This is a genomic window from Pedobacter sp. MC2016-14, from assembly GCF_020991475.1.
Lineage (GTDB): Bacteria > Bacteroidota > Bacteroidia > Sphingobacteriales > Sphingobacteriaceae > Pedobacter.
In genome coordinates this window covers 320,359-346,923 of the sequence record NZ_JAJMPA010000004.1, presented here as the reverse complement: position 1 = coordinate 346,923, position 26,565 = coordinate 320,359, and the positions used below count along the sequence as shown (strand labels likewise).

The following is a 26,565-nucleotide window of genomic DNA, read 5'->3' as shown; positions in this document are numbered from 1 at the left end:
ACTGATATTAATAATGAAATTGACCACTTTCATATTAATCGCAACCATGCTGCATGTTAGTGCTGCAGGTTTTGGGCAAAAAATAACATTAAAGGCTCAGAACGTGTCTCTGGAAAATGTATTTCAACAAATACGTAAACAAACTGGTGTAGATTTCTTTTTTGATGCTGCAGTACTCAAATCTGCTGGCCGGGTAACTGTAAATGTAGAGAATGCCAACCTTGAAGAGGTGTTGAAAAGTACCTTTGCAGGCCAGAACCTTAATTATGTAATTAATGACAAGTCTGTGGTTATAAGTAGGAAAGTGCCTTCCTTTCTGGATCGGGTGGCTTCTGCTTTTGCCAGGATTGATGTGCGCGGTCGTGTACTTGACGAAAATGGGCAACCATTACCAGGAGCAACAGTAAGATTAAAAGGCGGTACAATATCAGCAATGACTAAAAATGACGGAACATTCTTTTTACCTAATGTGGATGAAAATTCCGTATTAACTATTACTTACTTAGGATATAAGGTAAAAGAAGTGCCGGCAAGTACAGATATCATGACTATAAGACTTGAGGTTCAGTCTTCTGAACTAGACAATGTAGAAATCGTAAATACAGGTTATCAGGTGCTGCCTAAAGAAAGAAGTGCAGGGTCGTTTGCGAAGCCTGATATGGCTATTTTAGCAAATAGGTCAGGTAGCATGAGTATCATTCAGCGTTTAGACGGTTTAGTAGCCGGATTAACGATCAATAATAGCCCAGGTGGCAGATTAAACCCTGTTTTGCTGAGAGGATTAACAACTATTGGTACTGAAATAATAGCAGGAGGCTTTAGCGGCACTCCTCGTGCTCCATTGTATGTTGTTGATGGTATAGCGACTGATGATACGAATATAAACTCAATTAATCCCCAAGACGTAGAGGACATAACGGTGCTCAAAGATGCCTCTGCTGCTTCTATTTGGGGAGCCAGGGCAGCTAACGGAGTCATTGTAATCACAACAAAAAAAGGAACTAAAAACGAAAAGGTAAAAATACAATACGATGGGTTTGTAAATTTTTTAGGTAAACCTGATTTGAATTATTTACCTGTGTTGAACAGCCAACAATTTATACAGGCAGCCGAGGAAATATTTGATCCAGTGAGGTATCCTTATTCTCCAACCTTCGATTATGCTCCTCATGATATTTTGCTTTATGGTTTGCAATCTAATCCGACAGGCGCTCGCAGAGGCTTGGATAGCTTGGCCGCGATTGATAACAAGGGACAGATTAGGGATATTTGGTACAGAAATGGTATGTTGTCTAATCAGACAATTTCTTTATCTGGCGGTGGACAAAAGTATTCATTTTACGGTTCAGGATCTTATACCTCAAATCGCAGTAACCGTCCGGGAGAAAAAAATGAAACCTATAAAATTAATTTAAGACAGGATTTTTCTATTGGAAGTCGCGTTAAGTTTAATTTAATATCTGATGTTACAAATAACGTGACAAAGAATCCGCGGAATATTACAGTGGATAATCGTTTTTATCCATATCAATTGTTTCGTGATGCAAATGGTAATAACATTTCTATGCCGTACATGACCTCCCTAAGCGAGTCCTCCCGGATAGACTATCAAACCCGAAGCAGAATTGACCTTAATTATAATCCACTAGACGAAGTCGATTATGGATATACAAAAGCTGACATGTTTTTGAGTCGTAATATTTTAGGAGCTAATATAAAGTTAATTGATGGTTTGTCATTCAATGGTACTTATGGCTTTGTAAAGGGTAATACCAAAACCGATACTTACGATGATTCAAAAAGTTATGGACTAAGAAGGGAGGTGGTAAGGTTTACAGTTGCGCCTACAGCAGCATCTGTACCTGTTTATAATCTACCAACAACCGGAGGAACTCTGCAAATAGTTAATGCCAACCAACGAAATTGGACCATCAGAAACCAGTTGAACTACGATAAAAATTGGGTTAATGGCTTGCATCAGTTAAACATATTGCTTGGACAGGAAGCACAGGAGTCATTGGCTACAACGAATACCAGCAAAGTAAGAGGTTATAATGACTTGCTACAAAATTACACGGTTTTAAATTATGCATTGCTAAACGCCGGAATACCAAATACAGTGTGGCCAAACAATGGAACATCCAGTATTTTAAATGAAGGTTACTTTGGTATTAATTCTGGAACCCCAGTTAGATTCACATCATATTACGCAAATGGCGCATACACATTTCATAGTAAATACACAATCAATTCAAGTTTCCGTGTAGATAAAAGTAACCTATTTGGTTTAGATAAATCTGCCCAAAACAAACCGTCATGGAGTACAGGTGTTAAATGGCTAATCAGTGAAGAATCTTTCTTGAAAAATGTTAACTGGCTTAACAATCTCGCAGTTAGAACTACCTATGGAATAGGAGGTATGGCGCCATCGCCAGGTACTGCAGCTTCGTTTGATTTGATTAGTCCTACTAGTAGTGTCTTTTTGCCTGATAACACCGGCTTAACTATCTCGACACCTGCAAATAGGAGACTATCATGGGAGAGTACATCAACCTTAAATTTGGGGATTGACTTTTCAGTTCTCACAAGAAGGATTAATGGATCGGTAGATTATTACCAGAGAAAAACCACAGATATGCTTGGGCAGGTGCCTACAAATGGTTTTACAGGATATGCGAATGTTCTTGGAAATATAGGTAACATGAAAAACGATGGTTTCGAATTGTCACTTAATTCAACGAACATAGTGACTAATAATTTTCGATGGACAAGCCTTTTTAATCTTGCTTACAATAAAAATGTCATTACTTCCTTGACCAATAGGGTTCCTGTTACAACAGGAAATGGCAGGGTTACAGAACAATATGTAGCTGGATATGCTGCTTATGCAGTTTTTGCGTATGAATATGCGGGTCTAGATAATGTTAACGGCGATCCACAGATCAGACTTGCAGATGGCACGGTTACGAAACTGCCAAATGCTGCAAAGCTTGAGGACATGAAATTTAAAGGTACTTCGCAGCCTGTATGGAGTGGTGGATTATCAAATACTTTTAGCTATAAAAATCTTTCTTTAAGTGCAAACATGATCTTTAACCTTGGACATGTAATGAGGAGAGACGTAAATGATGTTTATTCTGGGGGCAGATTTACGCATTTTAGTTTATCAGAAGGATTTGCTTCGGGGAATGTTCATGCTGACTTTGCAAATCGCTGGAAAAATCCAGGCGACGAGTTAATTACAAATATTCCATCTTATGAGGGTAATACATCTTTAAATGCTTCGCGTCGTTATCTGCCTTATTATACTTTTGCTGACATTAACGTAATCAGTGCATCTTATATTAAACTTCGCGATATTTCTTTGATATATGCGTTGCCAAGGAACTTGCTTAGCAAGGCAAAGGTAGATCAGATCACACTGCGCGCCCAGGTATCTAACTTAATGTTATGGAAAGCTAATGATGACGGGATTGATCCAGAATTCCATCTTGCCAATGGTCCTAATGGTGGCTATAGAATGTTGCCTAGTAACCAAGGCACAATAACATTTGGTTTAAACGTTAAATTCTAATCCTAAATCGAAAATGAAGAAATTAGCATATAAAAATATGATAAAAGTAGTGGCGCTAACGATGGTAGTGACACTAGGCTCCTGCAAGAAGGAATTTCTTGAGGTAGTGCCAAAAGGAAAACTACTTGCTCAAAAAGTGTCTGAATACAATCTGCTATTGAGTAACCTTCCTTTAATTAATATAGGCGCATCCAATTCTCAGGTTTTAATGGGGGACGAGGTGGCAGCATTTGAGCCTTATTTTAGTGCTGCTGTTTTAAAGACGCAGCGTACATTTAAATGGGAAGATATTCTCTATCAGCCTGAAGAGGACGCCGGGGAAATTGTTGTTCCTATGACTAACATATATTTGTACAACAAAGTGATAAATGAGGTTCCTGATGCAATAGAAGGTACAGAACAAGATAAATTGAGAATTGAGGCAGAAGCTAGGGCAGGAAGAGCATGGACTTATTTTCAACTTATAAATTATTTCGGTAAACCGTACAACGAAAATACATCTGCAACTGATCTTGGCTATCCAATAGTTACTGAAGCGGATGTTGCGGAAACGAAATTTACAAGAGCTAGCGTTAAAGAAGTTTACGAATTTATACTGCAAGACCTTAATGCCGCTATTCCAAACCTACCTGCTCAAATATCTCATCGTACAAGGATGTCAAAATCCGCAGCAGAAGGCATACTGGGAAAAGTTTTGGTGTTTATGGGGAGGTATAATGAAGCAATTCCGCACTTTGATGCCGCAATTTCAGGCTTGCAAAATGCAACTGTGCCGGTAAGGATATATGATTATAAAGTTGAGTTAGCAACAGGTGGAGCTTTCACTCCTATTGGAACAAATGGACCAGCCACACCTACGATAGTAAATCAGGCTGAAAGCGTATATGCAAAACAATTCTCTGCGAACTGGATGGGATCATCAAATGAAATTGTTATTAGCCCTCAAACCGTAGCTTTATTTAGCTCTACGGATTTGCGTTTGAGGTGGTATACTCCAACCGCGAGATCTGGACCAGCTTACCCTGCAAATGTTTTGAAAAAGAATGGTAGTACACAAACACCATTTGGTGTTTTGGTTCCGGATCTATATTTACTTAGAGCTGAAGCCAAAGTTAGGAATAATGACTTCAGTGGTGCCAAAGCTGATGTAGAAGCATTGCGTATCAATAGATTTCCAGCTAATGATCCTGCCATTGCAGTACCTGCAAATATAGTTGGTCAGAAAATGCCTCTTTTGAACTTCATTTTAAATGAACGTATCCGTGAGTTTGCTGTTATGGGATATAGATGGTTTGACATGAGAAGATTATCGGTAGATCCCCTTTTTATGCAAAACACTTATACCCATACTATATTTTCTGCAACAGGAACTGTAGCTGAAACTATTACACTGCGACCTGAGCGTTTGGTGATGAGATTTCCTCAAAAATTGATAGATCAAAATCCAGGGATGCCTAATAATCCTTAATTACTATGAAAAAAGGAATAACTTTACTTTTGATGCTGCTACCATTTGTGGTAGCAGCTCAAAAAAGCTATACCCTAACCGGAAAATTATCCACCTTGAAGGTGCCGGCTAAAGCCTATCTGGTTACTTTTCAAAAAGGAGCATGGAAAGAAACAGACTCGGTTGTAATTATAGATGGCAAATTCCAGTTTATTGGAAAGGTAGATCAGCCTCAAAGCGCGCTTATCGCAGTCAAAAAATTATCTGGATCTGGCAAACAGCCGGATAATTTGAGTTTCTACCTGGAAAATTCTAAAATTACAGTTACCGGTAAAGATTCTATTAAAACAGCAATTGTTACAGGTTCTGTGTCAGATCGGGAAAACCGCGAATTATCTGCAATGACAACTCCTTTCACAAAAAAGATCATGAAGATTCAACGTGAATTTTCAAAAGGAGACCATGGGGTAGTTGAAGGAAAGACCCTGGAGCAGCGTAAAGAAGCGCAGGACAGTTTAAATAGTTACGTAAAACAGATTAGAACTATCCAGCAGAAATTCGTGGAGACACACTTGAATTCGTACATGGGCTTGTATACCTTCAACACCTCTATACTCGGCAGTCATTTCGACTCTGCTGAAGTGATGCCATTGTACACTAAATTCTCTCCCCAACTTCAGTCCTCAGCATTAGGTCAACTAGCCTTAGACAGGATTTTGGCTAATGGAAAGCGTGCGGTAGGTGTAAAAATCATCGACTTTGTGCAAACAGATATCAGCGGTAAACCATTCAACATGCAATCCTTGCGCGGCAAATATGTGTTTTTAGATTTTTGGGCAAGCTGGTGTTATTGGTGCCGTAAGGAAAACCCTAACGTGTTGAAAGCCTATGAGCAATTGAAGGACAGAAACCTGGAAATTGTAAGCATATCTTTTGATGAAAGTAAAGCTGCATGGGAAAACGCTGTGAAAGAAGATAAACTTCCATGGTTACAGGTGTCTGATCTTAAAGGGATGCAAGTACGAGATGGATTGGCGGCCATGTTAGACATTAAAGCCATCCCCCAGAACCTGCTGATCAATCCAGAAGGCATCATCATTGCGACTAACCTTCGAGGTGAAGAGTTACCGGCAAAACTAGCCGCGCTGATCAAATAAATCAATCATTAATACATTCCATCAGTATGAATATTAAAGCAATTATTAGTGCACTTTTATTGTTGCCAGCGGCTTTCTGCACGGCACAAGATAAGTTTGAAATATCCGGGAAGCTTTCTGCGGCAGGTAAGGATAAAATGGTAATGCTGAGCTATAAAAACAGCGAGGGTAAAGATGTTAGAGATAGTTCCCTGGTTAAAAATGGTAAATTTGCTTTAGCTGGCACCACTGCATTTGGCAATAAAGCTTATTTAAGTTTGCTTCCTGTTAAAAAGGATACAACAAAACGAAGCAGGTCATCAGATGACCAGTTATTTTACCTGGAGAAGGGCAAGTACACTGTGGCAGGAAAAGACAGCATGAGTACGGCTGTGATTACAGGGGCACAGGCGCAAACAGATTTTATACAGTACAATATCCAAACAAAGAAATTGCTTGCACAGTTTAAGGAGATCAGCCAAAGGTTTACTAAAGTATGGTATGCTAAAGTGAAAGACACGATAGCGATCAAGACCATTCAGTTTGAAGCCAGACCGGTGCATGCTAAAATTGAAAAGGCTTTGGATTCTTTTATTTTTAGTCATCCGGACTCGTATGTAACGGTGGACTTGATTGCCGAAAATAAAACTGCCGTGATAGATCCGGTTGTTTTTGAGCCTTATTATAAAGCGTTAAGCCCAAGGGTGCTGGCAAGTTTTAATGGTAAAAGGCTGACTGCTAAATACGACAAAGCAAAACAAATTGCTGTTGGCAAAGCAGTCGATTTTACACAAACGGACGACAAGGGCAATGAGTTCAAGCTGTCTTCTTTAAAGGGGAAATATGTTCTCGTTGATTTCTGGGCCAGCTGGTGTGTACCTTGTCGTGCAGAAAATCCGCATTTGCTAAAAGCTTACAATCAGCTAAAAAATAAGAATTTCGAAATTGTTGGTATCTCATTAGATGAAACCAAAGCAGCTTGGTTAAATGCGGTTAAGCATGACGGCATGCCCTGGATTCAGGTAAGTGATTTGAAGGGTTTTAAAAGCGAGATCGCTGTTAAATATGGTATCTCGGCAATTCCTCAAAATTTCCTGATCAATCCTGATGGGGTGATTGTCGCGAAAAATTTAAGGGGTGAGGATGTTAATGAAAAAATAGCTGCATTTATAAAGTAAAATTAGGCTGTGGCTGCTTTGCCTGCCACAGCCTAATGCTAAATTTTTTAAGTATTTAATCGCACTTTGAACGGAAGACCTGGCTGGGCGGTATTCCGTAACGTTTCTTAAATGCCTTACTGAAATACAGCGGATCTGAATAGCCTACTTCCCTTGCAATATCTCCGATGGTTTTTTTTGTTAATAAGAGTTCCTTGTGGGCCATCGCTGTCCGGTAGAAGATAATGTATTGATGTAAGGGCATGCCAAATTCCTTTACTGCTAACCTCATTAATTGCGTAACTGAAAGATAAAGTTGTCTTGCAATTTTTTCTTTGTCTTCTACGATTTCCGTTGAATAGTGCTTCTCGACGAAGTCCCGGATTTGTGCCCCCTTTAATCGATGCTGTTCTTCAGCTACATATTGTTTGCTGCTAAGCAATTGGCTATAATAAGTTAGAATTTGATTTACAAAGAGCGATACTGCACCATCTTTTTTTACTTGTTCATCTAAATATTGTGATTCCAGGCGTGTTATTGCCCTTGAAATTTCTCTGATCACGATACAAGCGGGTAGATATATGGAGCTTCCCGTAGGTTTTTCTGGATTGATGATTTGTTGGAAGTTGGGGTTGATATTGGCGATGGTTTTAAACCAGGCCTGGTTGAGTGCCAGAAACATGACTTTGTGCTCACCAGCTGGAAAGTTTGCGGTATAAGCGCCGGCTTCTGTGTAATTTAGTCTGCAGTAGGGCACTTGTGGATTCGTGATCTTTTGATGCTGCTGCGGTACCACGTTCATCTTCCCTTTTAACATCATAACCATGCATATAGTTGGTGCGTTTACAGAAAACTGAATGGCTGCAGTTTTTGTGAGTGTAAATTCATAAAGGTCCAGGCTGGTATTAGGATGGTCATAATATTGCCGAAGTATGGCGCCTTCAGCAATGTGAATTAGGCTTGGGTTCATGAATTTCATTGGAAATTTGCTAATTTCCACAAGATGTTTAGCCGCAATGGGTTGATACTTCGCCGATGCCAGGGCGAGATTGACATGTGAGTCCATGTTGATACTGTTTAGAGGTTAAAAATTATATTCTGTTATTTTATTAGAATTAGTAATTCATTTGGCATCTATATGATGCTAATATGATGTCTTTCTCACAAAAAAATGACGGTGGCAAATGAAATTATGTACCTTTAGTGTTCATAGGTTTGATAAGATTAAGGTATAAGATGCAGGATCCGCTCCCTAGTTCAGAAGATAGTTTGCTTTTGCTTCAATTAAGTGGAGGTAGTAAGCTTGCTTTTGACGCACTTTATGACAAATATTTTAAGCTGGTATTCAATACAGCCTATAAAAGATTAAGCGATCGTCAGCAAGCGGAAGATATTGCCCAGGATGTTTTTGTGCAACTTTGGATCAGAGGTTCTAAAGCTGCTCCTATCGAAAACTTACCCGCTTATCTGCATACGGTTACAAGAAACAGTGTATTCAAATTACTGGAGAAGGAAGCAAGATACACAGCACTCCCAGATTTGACTATTCAGTTGGAGGACCAGGGGGGAAATGCAGATTCAACGCTGCTACATCAGGAATTTCTAAAAGCTTTCGAAGAACTTGTGAATACATTGCCAGAGCAACAGCGTTTAATTTTTAAAATGCGTTATGAAGAAGATTTAAGCAGCTCGGAAATTGCTGAAAGACTGAATATCTCTGTGAAAACCGTTCGAAATCAATTGGGTAAAGCACTTGCGAAACTGAGGAGCTCGCTTTTAGTACTGCATTTGTTATTGTTTTGCTATCTGAGTAAGTAGATTGCTTAATAGGTCTTGTGTTTTTATGATGTTTTTAGGGCATTCCTGATTTTTTTTAAAAATATTTTCATTGCGCATGGGCTCTTTTGGTTTTTTTGACTCATGTATATATAAGCAGGGCAAATGAAAGACATTTATAAGCAGCATTTTTTTGAGATTATTAAGAAATATCGTTTGGGAAAGGCTTCTCAAGAAGAAATTGATTTCCTGATGGCGTATTATAAGGTGTTTGAAGAAAATGAAGTGCTAAACCTTGATTTAACAGAAGAAGATGCAATGAAGGAGCGGATTCTTAGTAGCATAAATAAGGAGATTAATGCACTGAAACCTGCTGTGGCACCTTTACCTCTTAGCAAGAAAATTGTAAAATATTATCCTGCTGCTGCTATATTACTGGTGCTTCTGACGATCAGCAGCTATTTTGTCTTAAAATTTATAAAAACCGATGTAAATAAAGTTGCTGTTGCAAATGAAATTGGCCCAGGCAGCAACAGAGCTGTTTTAACACTTGCAAACGGCAAGAAAATTTTACTTGACCAGGCTGCCAATGGTGAAATTGCGAAGCAGCCGGGAATTAGCATTACCAAGACTGCGAATGGACAGATCATTTACACCATATTGGGTAATGAAGATCAAAGGGCAAATCCTGCTCTATCAAATACGATTTCTACACCAAAAAGCGGACAATATCAGGTACTGCTACCGGATGGCACCAGAGTATGGCTAAATTCAGTGTCTTCCTTAAGGTACCCAACGGCTTTTACAGGAGGGGAAAGAGTTGTGGAATTGCAAGGTGAAGCGTATTTTGAGGTTGCCAAAGATAAAACCATGCCTTTTAAAGTAAAGACTGCATTGGAAACCATTGAAGTGTTAGGCACACACTTTAATATTAATGCTTATGAGGATGAGCCCACTATCAAAACGACCTTGTTGGAAGGTGCTGTACGTGTTACGGTAAAGTCTGTAAACAGTGCAAAGTTTTCTGGCAGCCAGGATTTAACCTTAGAACCCGGACAGCAAGCGGTGCTGAGACGTGCTAATATGGAGACAGCCTTAAATACTAAGGTGAATGTAGATAAGGTGGTAGCCTGGAAAAATGGTGTTTTTTCTTTTGAAAACGATGATCTTAGGTCTGTAATGCGGCAAATTGAGCGCTGGTACGATGTTAAGATCGTTTATGAAGGGCCTTCTCCAGAGGACAAGTTTTTTGGAGAAATATCAAGAAACAGCAACCTCTCTGAGGTCTTTAAAATATTGGAACTGAATAATGTAGAGTTCAATGTTAGCGGGAAAACCGTTAGGGTATCTGCTGCAAACTAGTACTAAACTAAATTTTTAACCCATAATAATCAACGATGAAGAGATAACTACGCAAAAATTCCTAAAACTATCGACTAAAAAGCCGGAAGCATCTCACTGCCCCCGGCACAAAAAAGGTCTGCAGCACTGTTTGAACCAAGCTGCTTATTTATTAACCTAATCCTATTCAAAAGTATGAAATTAACCACTCTTTACAAACCTGTATGGAGAATACAGCACGTAAAGTCTAAATTACTGATGGTGATGAAATTGACTTCTATTTTATTACTGATTGGCACGTTACATGTTTCGGCCACAAGTTTTTCCCAAACGGTAACCATTTCCAGGAGAAATACCTCACTGGAAACTGTTTTTAAAGACATTAAAAAGCAGACCGGTTACTTGTTTTTTTATACTGAAAAGGTAAATATTACCAGTAATTACCTTACAGTAGAGTTTAAAAATGCACCACTTGAAGAGGCATTAAATGCTTGTTTAAAAAACCTTGACCTTACGTATGATATCGTAAACAAAACGATTGTGATCCGCAACAAGGTTTCCACTGTGTCTCAGGCAAACCTAAGTCTGCTTAAAAACGCACTTTCGTTACAGGGTAAAATTATAGATAGTGCAACGAAAGAGCCTATTCCTGGCGTAAACATTCTTTTAAAAAGGGATAGGTCTGTGCGCACGCAAAGTAATTCTAGTGGAGAGTTTAGAATTGAAGCCCAGGCTGGTGACATTTTGATTTATAGCTATATCGGTTACAAACCAAAAGAGGTTAGGGTGACTAATGATAAGTTTCTTCTGATTAGTTTGATCTCACAGGTAAATAACATGGACGATGTGGTTATTACAGGATACCAGACCATTAAAAAGGAAAGTTACACTGGTAACGCAATTACCATAAAAGGATCTGATCTGAAACAGTTGAACCCTCAGAATGTATTGAAGAGCATTCAGGCATTTGACCCCTCATTCAGAATGTTAGACAATAACCTATTGGGATCTGACCCAAATGCGCTGCCGAGGATAAATGTCAGGGGTGCTACGGCATTGCCATCTATTACAGACAATGTTTTGGACCGCAACAATTTATCCAGCTCTTATAACCTGCCGACTTTTATTTTGGATGGATTTGAAGTTTCCTTGCAGAAAGTAAGTGATTTGGACATCAATAGAATAGAATCTATGACTATTCTGAAGGATGCGGCAGCTACGGCCATTTATGGTTCCCGGGCTGCAAATGGTGTAGTGGTCATCACTACAAAAGCACCTCTTCCAGGGAAATTGCAGCTTTCTTATAACTATGAGTTGAACTTTAACGGTCCAGATCTTTCGGATTATCACGTGCTAAATGCTGCAGATAAATTACAGTTTGAGCGGATTTCTGGTTTATATACTTCCGCATCCAGTGATCCAAGTGTAAAAGGTTATAATACTGTTGGAAGTCAAAATGACCTTGATATAATTTATTACAGTAAGTTGAAGAATGTAGTAAGCGGGGTAAATACCTATTGGCTTTCACAGCCATTGCAAAACGCATTTGGTCATAAACATTCTATCAATGCACAGGGTGGAGATGCAAAGTTCAGGTATGGTTTGGATATGCGCTATGAAAGTAACCCCGGTGTAATGAAAGGCTCTGGCAGGAACCAATATAGTGGTGGGATGACCTTCAATTACAATCCTACGCCAAAACTGTTGATTAGAAATGAGATCAGTTTGATGCAGGTGGACGCAGAGAATTCTAAATACGGGGATTTTTCTAACTATGTAAACATGAATCCTTATTACCCCATGAATGATGAAAATGGCAATGTATTGCGGCAGGTAGGTACCTGGGATGTAGATACTCATCAGTCTGGAGGAGATCAATATCAGCAAAGAAGGGTGTACAACCCATTATACGAAGCTAGCTTGGGGAACTTTGATAAAAATAGCTATTTTGAATTTATTGATCGAATGGAGGCAGACTGGAAAATATCTCCATCTTTTCGATTAGTTGGGTTGATCAGCCTGAATAAAAATTTAGCGAATGCAAATAAGTTTGTGTCTCCCTTTAGCAATGAATATATTGATGGGGCGGCAGATCAGATTCAAAATCGCGGACGATATGAATATTCAACCGATAATGCCTGGAAAGTAGATGGTACCATTCGTTTGCTTCACAACAAACAGGTAAAAGAACATAGCTTTAACACTACATTGGTAACCAATGTGATTGCTGATAGGGCACAAAACAGGAAATTTGTAGCCAGGGGCTTTAGCAGCGATAAGTTTTCTGACATTAGTTTTGCCAGAACCTATGAAGAAAATAAGGCTCCGACTGGTGCCATAGTTGAAAACCGCCTACTAGGCTTTGCTATAGCAGAGAATTATTCCTGGAAAAATAAGTATTTATTGGATGCTTCTTTCCGTTTAGATGGTTCATCTGCATTTGCATCAGCCGGTCGTTTTTCTCCATTCTGGTCTACAGGTATTGGTTGGAATATGCACAATGAAGATTTTATGAAAGCATTAGCTCCGGTAATTTCCCGGCTACGGTTAACCGCAACCACCGGTTTTACTGGTTCGGCTTCCGTTCCGGTAAATCTGTCAAAATCTATTTATGCCTATCAAAAATCGAATTGGTATTCTACCGGTGTGGGTGCTACGGTTACCGGATATGGTAATGAGAGTTTGAAATGGCAGAAAACCAGAGATTATGATTTTACAGTAGACTTGGGTTTATTTAATGATCGTTTTTCGATAAGACCGGGCTACTATTATAAAACAACTTACGGACTTTTAACTGATATTAATATTTCTCCATCAACAGGGTTCACGGTTTATAAAGCCAATCTTGGAGATATGGTGAATAGGGGTTATGAAATTTATGCGACCTGGAATGCTTTTAAAACAAAAGACTGGAACATCAACATTACCGGAAACCTGGCACATAATTCCAATAAAGTAATTAAAATTTATGATGCCCTGGATGCCTATAACCATAGGGTAGATGATGTTCAAAATGATGCAGACAACAAAGCAACTACGATACCATTGTTACGTTTTAAAGAGGGACAATCTGTGAATGCCATTTATGCGGTTAAATCACTTGGTATTGATCCTGAAAATGGGAAGGAAATTTTTCAGAAGCTGGATGGCTCGTTGACTTATGACTATGACATAAAAGATGTACAAGTTGTAGGTGAGGCTACGCCTAAAATTTCGGGTAGCTGGGGTAGTAACATTACCTATAAGCAGTTTTTATTGAGTTTTAGTTTTGCATACGAATACGGTGGCGACAAGTACAACCAGACCTTAGTTGATCGCGTTGAAAATGCTGATCCAAGGTACAATGTAGACAGCAGGGCATTGACGGAAAAATGGACCAAGCCGGGTGACATTGCGTTCTATAAAAATATAGCAGATGGAGGTGTAAACCTGGATAATACCAGAACTTCCTCTCGTTTTGTACAGCGATATAACTTCATCAATTTGCAGTCGGTTTATTTATCCTACGATTTTAAGAAGAGTATGGCCCGCAAAATCGGATTCCAAACATTGAGACCTGCTGTTACGGCAAATGATGTATTGCGCTTTTCGAGTATTGAAACGGAGCGCGGAATTTATTATCCCTATTCCAGAAGCGTGACTTTTTCATTAACCGCTACATTTTAATAAAAATACAGATATGAAGAAATACATATATATAATCGCGATTCTGCTGGCTTTTACTTCCTGTAAAAAATTTCTGGATGTGAAACCGCAGTCTGAAATTGATAAAAACGAACTGTTTTCTACTGAAAATGGTTTTAAAGAGGCATTGAATGGGGTGTATAACCATTGTGCTGGTCAATATCTATATGGTGGCTACTTAACGTTTAGCAGCTTGGATATTATGGGGCAGAATTACACCTTCACGGATGTAAATTCCCAGCGAATTGCTGCATTTGATTTTACTTATGCCCGTCTGAGGTCTGACAGTCAGACCATTTGGGAGGAGGCTTACCGGGGGATTGCCAATTGTAATAATATTTTAATTGCAATGGAAGCCAATAAGTCTTTGTTTACAGCCAATAACTATGCCCTTATTAAAGGTGAGGCACTCGCCTTAAGAGCATACCTACACTTTGACATGTTGCGTCTTTTTGCACCTTCTTATGCCAGTAAACCTGGAGGAAAGGGGATCCCGTATGTAACTACTGTTACTACTAATAATACACCTTTCTCGTTAACCAGTGTAGTGCTTGATAAAGCAATTGCCGACCTTACCGAAGCCAAGCGCCTTCTTGCTGATTCAGATCCGATTTTATCATCAGCTTATGTTGTTGGATACCCTTCTGAAGAAATCGCTACTGAAACCGATAACCCTAATTTGTTTTTGCAAAACAGGAGACACCGGATGAACTATTATTCTGTATGCGGGGAATTGGCCAGAGTGTATCTCTATAGGTCGGATTATGCCAACAGCTTATTAAATGCAAATATTGTGATCAATGCTGGAAAATTTCGCTTTACAGATGTAAGTGATATTGTAGCAACTGATGTGCAAAAAAAGGACAGGATTTTTTATAAAGAGATTTTGACTGGATGGTATGTACCGAATGCCAAAGACATGCTGAATGTCTTGTTCTCCTCAAACATTCCGCAATATGGTTTGACTGTTGATAAACTGGATGAAATTTACGAGCGCAGCACAGTTGGCGCAGATGATTACCGATATAAATATTTGTTTTTAAGAACTGAACAGAAAATGCAGGGTAAGGATGTAGCAGTATTACAGAAATACGTGGTAAATTCTACGCCTTTAACTAATTTACATCCGCTCATGGCGCCAGCCATCAGGCTTTTGGAGATGTATTATATTGCTGCGGAATCGAGTTACGACACAGATCCAGGTCTTGCGGTGGCTTATTTTAACTATGCCCGTCAGCGCAGGGGGATCAATACGAATATCACAGGAGTACCTTCAAGAGAAGATTTTATCAACTTGTTGTTGAAAGAAGCACGCAAGGAATTTTATGGGGAAAGCCAAATCTTTTACATGTATAAGCGGCTGAATCATGCGGTGACTATTTCTTCAACGGAGGTTAGGCTCCCATCGGATGACATCTTCGTTTTTCCTTTACCCGCAAATGAAACTGAAACCAACAATTAACCTGAAATTTATGAAACTGAACATAATACTATTATTCTTCGCATCCACGATCTTATTTTCGTGTAAGCGGACAGAGGAGTTTCTTTACGACGAGGAAACAGACAATGTTTACTTAGGTTACACCAATTCTGTTGATGATTATGTGGTCTATACCTTTGCTTATACACCAGGTGTGAGCAAGGATACCATATGGGTTCCTGTTAAGATTGCAGGAAAAAGGGCAGACCATGACCGGAAATTTACCATCAAGGAAACTCCTATTGTTATCACACGAAATGATGAAATTAACGCCGTAAGAGGTTATCATTATGAGCCCTTTAAAGCCTCTTACGTGATGCCGAAGGATTCTGGCGTTGTGCATATTCCAATTGTGGTATTCAATGCGGCCGGACTGGATTCGCAGTCTGCCTTTCTTACCTTTCAAGTTTCCGGAGGTGACGATTTTAAGACTGATTTGCCTGAAAAGTTAAGGACAAAGACAATAACCTTCTCCAATCGCCTGGAAAAACCATTATGGTGGGACGGTTGGCAAGGCGAGTTGGGTTTTTATAGCAGAATGAAGCATCAGCTTTTTCTTATCTCATCTGGTACTGTTGATATCGTAAATGTTGTAAACAATCCAAATGCTTATCTGGACAGGCCAAAGGGACTATTTCACATCAGTAATACGCGTTACCTGCTCAACTATCCTTTTGCCTGGGTACAAGACAATCCGGATAAAGGCTATGTGTTAACTAAAAGAGCCGGAACTGCTGAAGACTATGATTTTTATAACGTAAACACGCCCAACATCAAGTTTCATTTGAAATTTTTTGCTGATGCAAATAAGTATGTATTTGTGGATGAAAATTTAAACCAGATCATATTTTAATAGATAAAACATGAAAAGTAAATCAATAATATTCTATATATGCATTGTTCTTTTTGCTTGTTCCTGCAAAAAGGACCTGGGAAATTATACCTATTCCCCTCCATCTGTACCGATGCTGCAAGACTTTACAGACAATACCTTTAATGCGGTAATTGGTGATTCTTTAATTTTGAGGCCTAATGTTTCACTGGAAGGTGCTGATCCGCTGAAGGACCTTAGTTTTGAATGGGCTATCCAGGTTGCTGAAGAAGCCAGAACGCAAAGATATTCTGGTTATCCGCTTAAGGTAGTTTACAATCTACCTCCGGGTCTTCGTAACGGTACATTAACGGTAAACGACAAAAGAAATGGAATGCGGTACTTGTTCAATTTTAAATTGTTGGGTACTACACCTTTCTCTATAGGACGTACTGTATTGAGTGTTGATAATGGCATCACAAAATTGTCTTTTATTAAACCTGACGGGCGTACAGTGCAAAGTGATTTGTATTCAATTTTGAATCATGAGACCTTGCCTGCAAATCCAATTCAGTTGTTTGCGAAGCCGAGGCCTTACCAGGCAGGTACTGTTGAGGACTATTGGGTAATTTGTCAGGATAATGCTACGGGTGGTGTAATCATTGACGGCGGAACAATGCTAAAGAAGAAAAACTTCTCTGCCCAGTTTCTGGTAACGCCAAGCACACTGGTGCCTAACTCTTTTGAAGCTCCAGCCGGGATGCCAATCGGGGTAATTAATAATAAATTATATACCAGTGTATTTGAAACGGCTCCTTTTGCCCCGGATTTTGGCAAGTTTACCGCGCCTAAGCCGGGCGATTACCAACTGTCTAAGTATTTTGGCTATTTATTTACTTGCTATTTTGGATTTGATACCAAGGCAGGTGCATTTGTATCCTTTAATGGCGGAGCTGCCTATAATGGCACTGACTATGTTGTAACACGGGAAGCCACAGATCCGCCATCACCGTTTAATCCGAAAGCTGTGGGAATGACAGATCTTCTGTTTATGAAGCCTGTATTAGGAACAACTTACGCCTTTTTTAGGAATAGCGCAGGTACTGTTACTGAATTGTCTTTCATTATCAACATGGGGAATTACGACAACAGGGCGATTAAGCCAATTTCAACCCGGATATTTAAAGGCTCGGCAAACGTAATGGCAGACACCAAATGGCAACGTTCTTTAACAGATGTATACTATTTTACTTCTAATGATAAGATTTACAGGTATAATCCAATCAATGAGGAACTGACGCAGTTGTCGGCAAATTTTGCGGGTAAAAAGGTTACGATGATTAAATTGAGTGATGATGGCAATACGCTGACCGCCGGCGTGGATGGAAATATCATGGTCTTAAATACTGCCGCTGGTGCCAATGGCAATATCATACAAACCGTAACCGGTATTCCGGGTGCTCCAATAGACATAGTTAACAAAGTAAATTAAACATCAGTCCTTATAAATTATGAAATTAAAATTAGTTGCGCTGTTTATCATCATGCTGACCTTATCTATGTCATGCAAAAAATCAGGAAGTACTGACGAGGTTGTAACAGAGCCGGAAAAAGAGGGTACGCCTCCGGCCACCTGGCAGGAACATTGGGATGTACATTCTAGGTTGTTAACCCGAACTTATACCGATAACAATGTTGCTGTTTACCACGATCAGTATATGTCTGGTGTTGTGGGGGATGTGAGCTGGATCAATAAAAAGATGAGCGATACCTGGGCTTATGTTAAAAAGAACTATGGTGATTTTGGAGATGCAAAAGATCCGCGTCTGTACGTAATTTGCCATCGGGTAGATGATGTTAATCTTCCATCTACTGCACCATATGCCGGAGGTCATCCTTCTGCTTACTTAAATGCAAGCCACGACTACAAGAATGTAGTTGATGTAGGGCTAGGAGGATCGGTATGGGCTTCTTCTACAGGGCAGTCCATTGGTGTTCTTGTGCATGAAGCCGGACATATTGTATGCGGTGCAAACAACGGGATGAGTGGTGCGCCAAGTGATGAGCTGTGGGGTGACAGTAAATTCATGGAGATTTTCAATTACGATGTATTTATGAATATTGGCATGGAGGCTGAAGCGGCTAAAGTATATGCGCAAATGCAGGTTCTGGATCCTACTGCTAATTATCCCGGGATTAAATTTCGTGGGGTAAATTGGTTCATGGACTGGTTTTATCCAATTTATACTGCGCACGGAAGAGGCGCCCTACTGGGTAAGTATTTTAAACTTGTGGCTGCCAATTTTCCAGCTAACAATAAAATCTATTTCCGGTATTTAAATTTGGGCGAATTTGTCCATTTCTGGAGCGGCGCTGCCGGTGTGAACCTAAAAGCCCAGGCACAATTGGCTTTTGGTACTTATTGGACCCCACTTGTTGAGGCCCAGCTATCAAATGCGAAGCAAGACTTTCCAAACATAACTTATACGCCTTAAGTACTCCAAAACCTGCGGGACGTTTAACGTGCCTGCAGGTTTATTAAACCCTATATTAAAACACACACAATGAAATTGAAATTTTTAGTGCTTGGCCTGATGGCTCCCATTATGGCTGCAGCACAAACGCCCAATTTTAACATAGCTGGTAAAATTGGTACTTTAAATAAACCGGCGAAAATCTATCTGGATTATACTTCTGAAGGTAAGGGTGCAACAGACTCTTGCGAAATGATTAATGGGACCTTTAAATTTTCAGGAACAGTATCTGGCTATGCCAGTGGACGAATGACTTTATCTCGGGAGGGCATCCGCGATAAAGAAATTTACGGCACCAAAGGTTTAGGAGATGTAGTTTATATCAACTTTGGACAGGAGAACATTAAGATTGCTTCTGCCGATTCGCTTTACAATGCCAAATGGACTGGCTCAAAAGTTTATGAAGAGATGAAAGCTTTTGATGCGACTGTTGGTCCTACGGTTATGACTGTGCACCACAATGCCAATGTGGCCATTAACAGGGCAAGTCCGGAACTTCAAAAAGATACCTTGTTTTTTAAAGCATTGGATAAGCAGGTAACAACATTCCGTAAATCCAGGGGTGAGAAGATGCTTATGTTTGCTAAGGCCAATCCAAATTCTTATTTTTCATTGCAAGCCTTATCTGAATTGGTGGGTGGCTACGGTATTAAATCGGACGTTGCTATGCCGATATTTAATAAGCTAAATGAAAAACTGAGGCTTTCTTATACGGGACAGGGATTGTATCAACTTTTGAATGCCTCTACGGTTACCGCGATAGGCGTAAATGCACCCAATTTTACTCAAAAAGATATGCAGGGTAAAGCGGTGTCGTTGGCTGATTTTAAGGGCAAGTATGTATTGGTGGAGTTTTGGGCCAGCTGGTGTTCTCCTTGTCGAGCAGAAAGCCCAAATTTGTTGAAACAATACGCAATGTTTAAAGATAAAGGCTTTGAAATTTTAGGCGTTTCTGTAGATAGCGATAAAGCTAAATGGGTAGAAGCTGTTAAAAAGGATGGATTGACCTGGCCTCAGATTTCTGATCTGAAGGGTTGGGACAATGAAGCGCGTAAGGTATACGGAATTACCGGTGTACCGGCTAATTTTCTAATCAGTCCGGATGGAAAAATTATTGGATCGCACCTGATGGGTGAGGTATTGAACAAAAAACTTGCAGCATTGCTGAACTAACATCATGAAGAAATTTTTATTGTTTGCTGCCTTCCTGTGTGGCGTTTACATCTTTTCTACGCAAAAAACATTTAGTCAAACTGCTGCCGCCCCGCTACCTTTAACGCAGCTACAGCAGCAGTTTGTTGATCTTGGATTTGGCATGTTTATTCATTACAACATTCCTACGTATATGAACGATGACTGGGCAGATCCGGAAGCTTCGCCAGCAATCTTTAATCCTAAAAAACTAAATACAGACCAATGGGCTAAAGCCGCGAAATCGGCAAACATGTCATACGGTTGTTTAACAACTAAACACCACAGCGGATTTGCAATTTGGGATACCAAAACTACGTCTTATAATGTGATGAACAGCCCGCTGAAACGTGATGTAGTCAAAGAATATGTGGCCTCATTTCGTAAAGCCGGATTGAAAGTAATGTTATACTATTCTATCTTAGATACGCATCATAAACTTCGACCTGGTCAAATTAAGCCAGCACATATTAAGATGGTTAAAGCACAGTTGACAGAATTATTGAGCAATTATGGTGAAATATCGGCATTGATTATCGATGGCTGGGATGCACCATGGTCTAGAATATCTTACGATGATGTGCCATTTGAAGAAATATACAGTCTGATTAAATCTATCCAGCCAAACTGTTTGGTGATGGATTTAAATGCTGCAAAATACCCCACAGAAGCATTGTTCTACACGGATATTAAATCTTACGAACAAGGAGCGGGGCAGCACATTTCTAAGGAAAGCAATAAATTGCCTGCTTTGGCTTGTTTACCTCTACAGGCAAACTGGTTCTGGAAAACATCTTTCACTACCACTCCGGTTAAATCTCCTGAAAAAATGGTTAATGAAAATGCATTGCCTTACAATCAGGTATTTTGCAATTTTATTTTAAATGTAGCACCTAACCGGGATGGGATGATTGATGATAATGCGCTGCAGGCTTTGAGCGAGATGGGGAAATTATATAAACCGGCGGCTTCGTTGCCTAAATTTCCGGCCGCGGATGCCCCTGTTGTTTCATCGAACCTGGCAAAAAGAAAACCAGCGAATGCGAGTTGGAGCTGGGATATGTCTATTATGGATTTTGCGAACGACGATGATTTTGGGTCTAACTGGACCTCACATCCTACAGTAAAAAATCCATGGTTTGAGGTAGATCTGGCCAAAGAAGAGGGTTTTAATATGGTAGTAATTACCCAGGAAAAAGCGAATACGATTTCCTACACACTGGAATATTTTGCTAACAACACCTGGCATCCTTTAACTGACAGCAGCAGTAGTGCAAGAATTTTAATACACCGCTTTAAAAGGGTTTGGGGCGAAAAAGTGCGAATTAAATATAATTCTTTTAGCAGCACTGCCTCGATTTCAGAATTTGGAATTTACAATGAACGCAAATAGCATATCAACTGGATGAAGAATTGGATGGTTTTGATTGCCTTGCTGTTTTTTGCAGGCGTCAACAGTCTTGCCTATGGACAAAAGCTGAGCCCGGCTTCTGTAAATAAAGCCTTAGAGAAGGCAATACGGAAAGCTTACGGCGCCTGTGTAAGGATGTGGGCCTTTGATGTTGACAGGCAAATGCGTACAGGGGGACAATTTAGTGGCGTTGTAGTGGATGCGGATGGTTATATTTTGACTGCTGCGCACGTGAATACCCCGGGACAAAGCTATATGGTGATGTTTCCTGATGGTTCCAGTCAGATTGCCTGCGGATTGGGAGAAATAGAACTTGAAAATAATAAGTTTGTCCCTGATGTGGCGATGATGAAGATTATAGGTGCCGGGAAATGGGCTTGTGCAGAAATGGGTTGGTCATCTGGTGTTAAACAGAACGAGCCTTGTATTAGCATTGCCTATCCAGAGAGCTTGAGCCAAACTTTACCTTTGGTTCGTGTCGGTAAGGTAACGGAGTTAAAAAACAAATATGGATTCATGACCTCTACCTGTATTATGGAGCCGGGTGATTCTGGTGGGCCATTGTTTGATATCGAAGGAAGGTTGATTGGATTACACAGTGGTATTGAAATTCCTGAAAAAAGCAACTTCGAAATCCCTGTTGATTTATACAGAAAATATTGGACCGCTTTAAAAAAGCCCGAGAGTTATAAGGTTTATCCGGTTATGGAAGATGCTGTAGGTCTGGATTCTTTGAAAAAAGCTGATGCTGTGTTTTTTGGTGTCGATACAGCCGATGTGCTTTCTAAGCACATTTTTAAGTTGTTTAACCGCGATGTTTATCTAATTGAAAGCACATTGGAGGGAAAGCCTCAAACGTTACAGGGGACCCATTTTAGTGCGGTTGATTTGCCCTTGACTGAACGTTTCAAAAATCGGGGCATTTTGCTGAGTAAAAGCTCTATGGTGGGTGCTAAGCCAATTGTAAAAATCTCGGGCAAGCAATATGCACTAACTATCATTGCGCGCGATGAAGCAAATGACCTTGTTTTATTGTCGACTCCCCGCAGACTAAAGGGCGGTATAAGTTTAGCTAAAATGAATATGGGTGACTTAAAGTTCGGCCAGTTGGGCACATTTCTTTTCTCGCCGCTTGCCGATGGAACTTTTGTGCCTAGCGTAATTGGGAGCGGTGAATTTTCTATACCAGAGTTTCCAGTTTCTAAAACATTGCCACAAGCTTATTATAACCATCCGGCGGCGCAGTTTGCTGGTGGTAAGAGCATACGGAGAGATAGATTTAAAAAAGTTTTTGCCCATGACGCAGTTTTACAGCCTGCGCAATGCGGCGGGCCTGTATTTGATGCGAATGGAAATTTTTATGGGATAAATATAGCACGCTACAGTAGGGTATGCAGTGTTGTAGTGCCTGCAGCTGTTATTGTTCAGTTACTAAAGTCTTACTGATACAATATGTGAAATCTGCCTGGTGAAGTTTAATTTCAACACCAGGCAGACTTTATTTTAATTTGTATACTTCACGTTCGGGAACGCTACTTTGGCAATTCTGAACTGAGCTTGTGTTGTTTCATTACTCCAGCTTGCTCCAAATGCTAACAAGGCTCTCGCTTCCAAATTCACACCTGCTGCGCCGCTCCAGAAGTGAACAAACTCGCCCAGGTTAATGTCTCTTGCGTACAATTTATTAACGGACGGAAAATTTGCAGCAAGCAATTGAAAGTACTTACTGAGTACCGCCCCTCTTCCATAATTGGTATAAATAGGATAGAACCAATTTTTGAACCACTGCGTACCTGCTTGAGGAAAATTGTCATATTGGGTTTGCATTTGGCTGTACACTAAATCTGCCTCGGATTGACGATTAATATTCGCAAAAACATCATAGTTAAAGATCTCCATGAATTTACTATCGCCCCAAAGTGCATCCGAGGGCGATCCATTAACACCGTTGTTTGCACCACATACAATATGTCCAACTTCATGCGTCATAATACCGATAGCTTGTCCTGTTTCTGATGTCCAGGAATCGGCCCCTAAGCCTACATCAATCATATTCCTATAGTCATGATTAGCACCGAAATAGCTATCGGGGTGCCCCCCGGAATAGCTGCTGTTAAGATTTCCGATCACACCATGTGTAACCACATATAACCGGGGATCTCCGTTTCCAAATTGACCATAGTTCTTTTTAACATACGTCCATACATCGCCCATGGTTTTATTGATCCATTCGTGGCGAATCGTAGACATATATGGATCATCATATACCGCCACCTTGTCATCATAGTAGACTCTTTTTACCAGCTGTGTGTGTTGGAACCAATGTTCCTGCCAGGTTTCTACGGGAGGAGTTAAGGCACTCGTTTCTTCAGGCGAATCATCGGAGCCGGATTTTTTACAGGAGGATAATAAAGTTAGAGCACATAGGGTAGCTGCCAGGAGGATTGGTTTAATTGACTTCATGTTTTTTGTGGTTGGTGGTTGATTAATTTATTTGAATTTTGTTGGCTTGGCAGACATGTAGAAGGTAAGTTTCCCTCCTTTTATGATCTCATCATGCTTAAGTGTAAGTCTTTTCAACGGATTTCCATTTAGCAACACTTTAGAGACATATACATTTTCATCACCCTGATTAATGGCCTCAATGTTAAATGTCTTTCCATTTTCTAGTTTTAATGTTGCCGATTTTATTGCAGGGCTTCCAATGGCATATTCATCTGATCCGGGTGCAACGGGGTAAAATCCTAGTGAGGAGAATATATACCACGCACTCATCTGACCACAATCGTCATTTCCTCCTAATCCATCAGGTGTAGGGCCGTATTGCATTTTCAAAATCATTCTTACTCGTGACTGAGTTTTCCAGGGTTGATCTGCCCAATTGTATAAATAAGCAACATGATGAGCAGGTTCATTTCCATGGACATATCCACCAATTATTCCTTCACGTGTGATGTCTTCCGTGTCTGCGAAAAATTCATCTGGTAAATGCATGGTGAATAGTGTATCCAGCTTTTCTGCAAATTTTTTCTTTCCACCCATGCGTTGCATCAGTAAAGACGGATCTTGCGGAACGAAGAAGCTATAATTCCAGGAGTTCCCTTCTATAAAACCCTGGCCATGGGTGCTCATGGTATCAAACTTTTTTTGAAAAGACCCATCTTCCATTCTTGCTCGCATAAAGCCCGAGGAAGGATCAAAATTATTTTCCCAATTACCTGAGCGTTTTAGGTATTCATTATAGATGTCTTGTTTGTTTATTTTTTTTGCCAACTGAGCAATGCACCAGTCATCATAAGCATATTCTAGCGTATTTGATATGGATACACCACTTTTTTCTGCCGGGATGTATCCTTTATCAATGTATAAACCGATTCCTTCGTAATTCCTATGGTTGGCAGTAGCAATACAAGCCTGTAAGGCTGCTTCAGGATCACCATTATAGACGCCCTTAATTACTGCGTCGGCAACAACCGATACACTATGGTATCCGCTCATACACCAATTGTCGTTTGCATAATGAGACCAAATGGGCAGCATTTTCAAAGCACTTTGATCATAATGTGCCATCATGGATTTAACCATATCATTATTTCTCGATGGTTGTATGATGTTAAAAAATGGGTGTAATGCCCGGTAGGTATCCCAAAGAGAAAAAGTTGTGTAATTGTTGAAGCCTTTTGCTTCGTGAACGTTTTGGTCCAAACCTTTGTATTGCCCATTTACATCACTGTAAGTGGTTGGGCTTATAAAGGCGTGGTACATTGCAGTGTAAAAATTTACCTTGTCCTCTTCTTTAGCATTCACTACAATTTTACTCAACTCGTTGTCCCAATCCTTCTCTGCCTGTTCTCGTATTGCATTAAAATTCCAGCCGGGTATTTCTGTCTGCATATTTTTAACGGCATTTTCCTGACTGACTGGTGAAAGAGCGAGTTTTATTTTGATTTTTTCCTGCTCTTCAGTCTTAAAATCAAAATACATTCTAATTTGCTTTCCAGCTATTTCAGGGAAGTTTTTACTTTGGTCAAACTTTCCCCAGAACCCACGGTACGGTTGTTTTGCATCATGATTTTTTTGCCCATAATTTATGAACGGTTTGGAGAATGACAAAGCAAAATAAACAGTTCTTGTTCTTGCCCATCCGTTTGTTTGGCGATAGCCGGTGATAAGCGTATCATTCACTACCCGCACATAAGTCCAGACATTTTTTTCTTCATAGTTATATATGCCAGACATTAAATCTAAAATAATATGAGACTGGTCTGATTTAGGGAAAGTATACTGGTGCATACCAACTCTTTTTGTGGCGGTCAATTCGGCCAAGATGTTGTCATCATCCAATTTCACTTTATAATATCCAGCTTTTGCAACTTCATTTTTGTGAGAGAATGCGGAGCGAAATCCACTTTTAGCATCGCTAGCGGTTCCGGGGTTTAATTGAAGCTTGCCCTGGGTTGGCATAATTAGAAAATCGCCAAGATCGGAGTGGCCGGTCCCGCTAAAGTGGGTATGGCTAAAGCCTACAATTGTTTTGTCCTCATATTTATACCCGGCGCAATATTTGTAGACGTCACCGTTGTACTTGCCATTAAGCTCATATGAGATTGTATCTGTTTCCGGACTAAGCTGTACAGCTCCAAATGGTACTGTGGCACCTGGATACGTATGACCCATTTTCTGGGTTCCAATTATTGGCTTTACATATTTAGAAAGATTTTGCTGGGCGTTTGCAGCAATTGAGGTACAAAACAGCGCGTATAAAAGTATTTTCGTCATTTATTTATTGAGGTTTTTATCGTAAATCAATTAAGAATTTTGTTTTATGTAATTAAACTTGCCTTGTCTAATCTTTGTAAATTAGAGTTGTTGGTCGGCAGAAGACTAGAGAAATGCAACACAAAATCCATTACCCAGACCCATCATCAGACCAAAAACAATGCAATTTTAGATTAATGCTAAAACGTTTTAGGATGGCAATTATAGCTATTAATTCCAAATAATCAAAGTTTGAGTGCTTTTT

Annotated in this window: 17 protein-coding genes; 14 read left to right on the top strand and 3 right to left on the bottom strand. The window is 39.9% G+C overall.

Annotation, left to right across the window (positions count from 1 at the left end):
• The first annotated feature begins 13 nt into the window (after window positions 1–13).
• The 4 genes from LPB86_RS19810 to LPB86_RS19795 are packed head-to-tail and all read left to right on the top strand — an operon-like array spanning window position 14 to window position 7,335.
• Window positions 14–3,574 carry a SusC/RagA family TonB-linked outer membrane protein gene (locus tag LPB86_RS19810; RefSeq protein WP_230693157.1) on the top strand — a complete coding sequence of 1,187 codons (3,561 nt, stop codon included), beginning with the start codon at window positions 14–16 and terminating at the stop codon, window positions 3,572–3,574.
• A 13-nt stretch (window positions 3,575–3,587) separates the two neighbouring features.
• Window positions 3,588–5,042, top strand: a complete 1,455-nt coding sequence (locus tag LPB86_RS19805; protein ID WP_230693156.1) for a RagB/SusD family nutrient uptake outer membrane protein — start codon at window positions 3,588–3,590, stop codon at window positions 5,040–5,042.
• A gap of 5 nt (window positions 5,043–5,047) precedes the next feature.
• Window positions 5,048–6,178 carry a TlpA disulfide reductase family protein gene (locus LPB86_RS19800; protein ID WP_230693155.1) on the top strand — a complete coding sequence of 377 codons (1,131 nt, stop codon included), beginning with the start codon at window positions 5,048–5,050 and terminating at the stop codon, window positions 6,176–6,178.
• Between the two features lie 26 nt (window positions 6,179–6,204).
• Window positions 6,205–7,335: a TlpA disulfide reductase family protein gene (locus LPB86_RS19795; protein WP_230693154.1), complete on the top strand. Its 1,131-nt coding sequence runs from the start codon at window positions 6,205–6,207 to the stop codon at window positions 7,333–7,335.
• A gap of 55 nt (window positions 7,336–7,390) precedes the next feature.
• On the opposite strand, the gene LPB86_RS19790 is transcribed toward LPB86_RS19795, so the two are convergent.
• Window positions 7,391–8,380: an AraC family transcriptional regulator gene (locus LPB86_RS19790; protein ID WP_230693153.1), complete on the bottom strand. Its 990-nt coding sequence runs from the start codon at window positions 8,378–8,380 to the stop codon at window positions 7,391–7,393.
• A 170-nt stretch (window positions 8,381–8,550) separates the two neighbouring features.
• Between LPB86_RS19790 and LPB86_RS19785 the strand changes: the two genes are divergently transcribed.
• The 10 genes from LPB86_RS19785 to LPB86_RS19740 all read left to right on the top strand — a co-directional run bounded on the left by LPB86_RS19785 (window position 8,551) and on the right by LPB86_RS19740 (window position 22,988).
• A complete protein-coding gene (locus tag LPB86_RS19785; RefSeq protein WP_230693152.1) occupies window positions 8,551–9,132 on the top strand; it encodes an RNA polymerase sigma factor in 582 nt (193 codons plus the stop codon).
• A gap of 123 nt (window positions 9,133–9,255) precedes the next feature.
• Window positions 9,256–10,452 carry a FecR family protein gene (locus tag LPB86_RS19780; protein WP_230693151.1) on the top strand — a complete coding sequence of 399 codons (1,197 nt, stop codon included), beginning with the start codon at window positions 9,256–9,258 and terminating at the stop codon, window positions 10,450–10,452.
• Between the two features lie 174 nt (window positions 10,453–10,626).
• On the top strand, window positions 10,627–14,097 hold the full coding sequence (locus LPB86_RS19775) for a SusC/RagA family TonB-linked outer membrane protein (RefSeq protein ID WP_230693150.1): 3,471 nt from the start codon (window positions 10,627–10,629) through the stop codon (window positions 14,095–14,097).
• A 13-nt stretch (window positions 14,098–14,110) separates the two neighbouring features.
• Entirely contained in the window at window positions 14,111–15,577 is a 1,467-nt protein-coding gene (locus LPB86_RS19770) for a RagB/SusD family nutrient uptake outer membrane protein (RefSeq protein WP_230693149.1), read from the top strand.
• Between the two features lie 10 nt (window positions 15,578–15,587).
• Window positions 15,588–16,448: a DUF4843 domain-containing protein gene (locus LPB86_RS19765; RefSeq protein ID WP_230693148.1), complete on the top strand. Its 861-nt coding sequence runs from the start codon at window positions 15,588–15,590 to the stop codon at window positions 16,446–16,448.
• A gap of 10 nt (window positions 16,449–16,458) precedes the next feature.
• Entirely contained in the window at window positions 16,459–17,898 is a 1,440-nt protein-coding gene (locus tag LPB86_RS19760; RefSeq protein WP_230693147.1) for a PKD-like family lipoprotein, read from the top strand.
• A 19-nt stretch (window positions 17,899–17,917) separates the two neighbouring features.
• The gene (locus LPB86_RS19755) at window positions 17,918–18,901 is read left to right on the top strand and encodes a hypothetical protein (protein WP_230693146.1); all 984 of its coding nucleotides are present in this window, start codon (window positions 17,918–17,920) and stop codon (window positions 18,899–18,901) included.
• A gap of 69 nt (window positions 18,902–18,970) precedes the next feature.
• The gene (locus tag LPB86_RS19750; RefSeq protein ID WP_230693145.1) at window positions 18,971–20,113 is read left to right on the top strand and encodes a TlpA disulfide reductase family protein; all 1,143 of its coding nucleotides are present in this window, start codon (window positions 18,971–18,973) and stop codon (window positions 20,111–20,113) included.
• A gap of 4 nt (window positions 20,114–20,117) precedes the next feature.
• Window positions 20,118–21,524: an alpha-L-fucosidase gene (locus LPB86_RS19745; protein ID WP_230693144.1), complete on the top strand. Its 1,407-nt coding sequence runs from the start codon at window positions 20,118–20,120 to the stop codon at window positions 21,522–21,524.
• Window positions 21,525–21,536: 12 nt separating this feature from the next.
• A complete protein-coding gene (locus tag LPB86_RS19740; RefSeq protein WP_230693143.1) occupies window positions 21,537–22,988 on the top strand; it encodes a trypsin-like peptidase domain-containing protein in 1,452 nt (483 codons plus the stop codon).
• Window positions 22,989–23,045: 57 nt separating this feature from the next.
• Here the strand turns inward: LPB86_RS19740 and LPB86_RS19735 are convergent, their stop codons facing one another.
• Both LPB86_RS19735 and LPB86_RS19730 read right to left on the bottom strand, forming a co-directional pair.
• Window positions 23,046–24,005, bottom strand: a complete 960-nt coding sequence (locus LPB86_RS19735; protein ID WP_230693142.1) for a hypothetical protein — start codon at window positions 24,003–24,005, stop codon at window positions 23,046–23,048.
• Between the two features lie 27 nt (window positions 24,006–24,032).
• Window positions 24,033–26,321, bottom strand: a complete 2,289-nt coding sequence (locus tag LPB86_RS19730; RefSeq protein WP_230693141.1) for a GH92 family glycosyl hydrolase — start codon at window positions 26,319–26,321, stop codon at window positions 24,033–24,035.
• Window positions 26,322–26,565 lie beyond the last annotated feature (244 nt).

Bases quoted from the DNA above. Each gene is read 5' to 3' on its own strand.
- LPB86_RS19810 (WP_230693157.1), top strand. From the start codon at position 14: ATGAAATTGACCACTTTCATATTAATCGCAACCATGCTGCATGTTAGT.
- LPB86_RS19805 (WP_230693156.1), top strand. From the start codon at position 3,588: ATGAAGAAATTAGCATATAAAAATATGATAAAAGTAGTGGCGCTAACG.
- LPB86_RS19800 (WP_230693155.1), top strand. From the start codon at position 5,048: ATGAAAAAAGGAATAACTTTACTTTTGATGCTGCTACCATTTGTGGTA.
- LPB86_RS19795 (WP_230693154.1), top strand. From the start codon at position 6,205: ATGAATATTAAAGCAATTATTAGTGCACTTTTATTGTTGCCAGCGGCT.
- LPB86_RS19790 (WP_230693153.1), bottom strand. From the start codon at position 8,380: ATGGACTCACATGTCAATCTCGCCCTGGCATCGGCGAAGTATCAACCC.
- LPB86_RS19785 (WP_230693152.1), top strand. From the start codon at position 8,551: ATGCAGGATCCGCTCCCTAGTTCAGAAGATAGTTTGCTTTTGCTTCAA.
- LPB86_RS19780 (WP_230693151.1), top strand. From the start codon at position 9,256: ATGAAAGACATTTATAAGCAGCATTTTTTTGAGATTATTAAGAAATAT.
- LPB86_RS19775 (WP_230693150.1), top strand. From the start codon at position 10,627: ATGAAATTAACCACTCTTTACAAACCTGTATGGAGAATACAGCACGTA.
- LPB86_RS19770 (WP_230693149.1), top strand. From the start codon at position 14,111: ATGAAGAAATACATATATATAATCGCGATTCTGCTGGCTTTTACTTCC.
- LPB86_RS19765 (WP_230693148.1), top strand. From the start codon at position 15,588: ATGAAACTGAACATAATACTATTATTCTTCGCATCCACGATCTTATTT.
- LPB86_RS19760 (WP_230693147.1), top strand. From the start codon at position 16,459: ATGAAAAGTAAATCAATAATATTCTATATATGCATTGTTCTTTTTGCT.
- LPB86_RS19755 (WP_230693146.1), top strand. From the start codon at position 17,918: ATGAAATTAAAATTAGTTGCGCTGTTTATCATCATGCTGACCTTATCT.
- LPB86_RS19750 (WP_230693145.1), top strand. From the start codon at position 18,971: ATGAAATTGAAATTTTTAGTGCTTGGCCTGATGGCTCCCATTATGGCT.
- LPB86_RS19745 (WP_230693144.1), top strand. From the start codon at position 20,118: ATGAAGAAATTTTTATTGTTTGCTGCCTTCCTGTGTGGCGTTTACATC.
- LPB86_RS19740 (WP_230693143.1), top strand. From the start codon at position 21,537: ATGAAGAATTGGATGGTTTTGATTGCCTTGCTGTTTTTTGCAGGCGTC.
- LPB86_RS19735 (WP_230693142.1), bottom strand. From the start codon at position 24,005: ATGAAGTCAATTAAACCAATCCTCCTGGCAGCTACCCTATGTGCTCTA.
- LPB86_RS19730 (WP_230693141.1), bottom strand. From the start codon at position 26,321: ATGACGAAAATACTTTTATACGCGCTGTTTTGTACCTCAATTGCTGCA.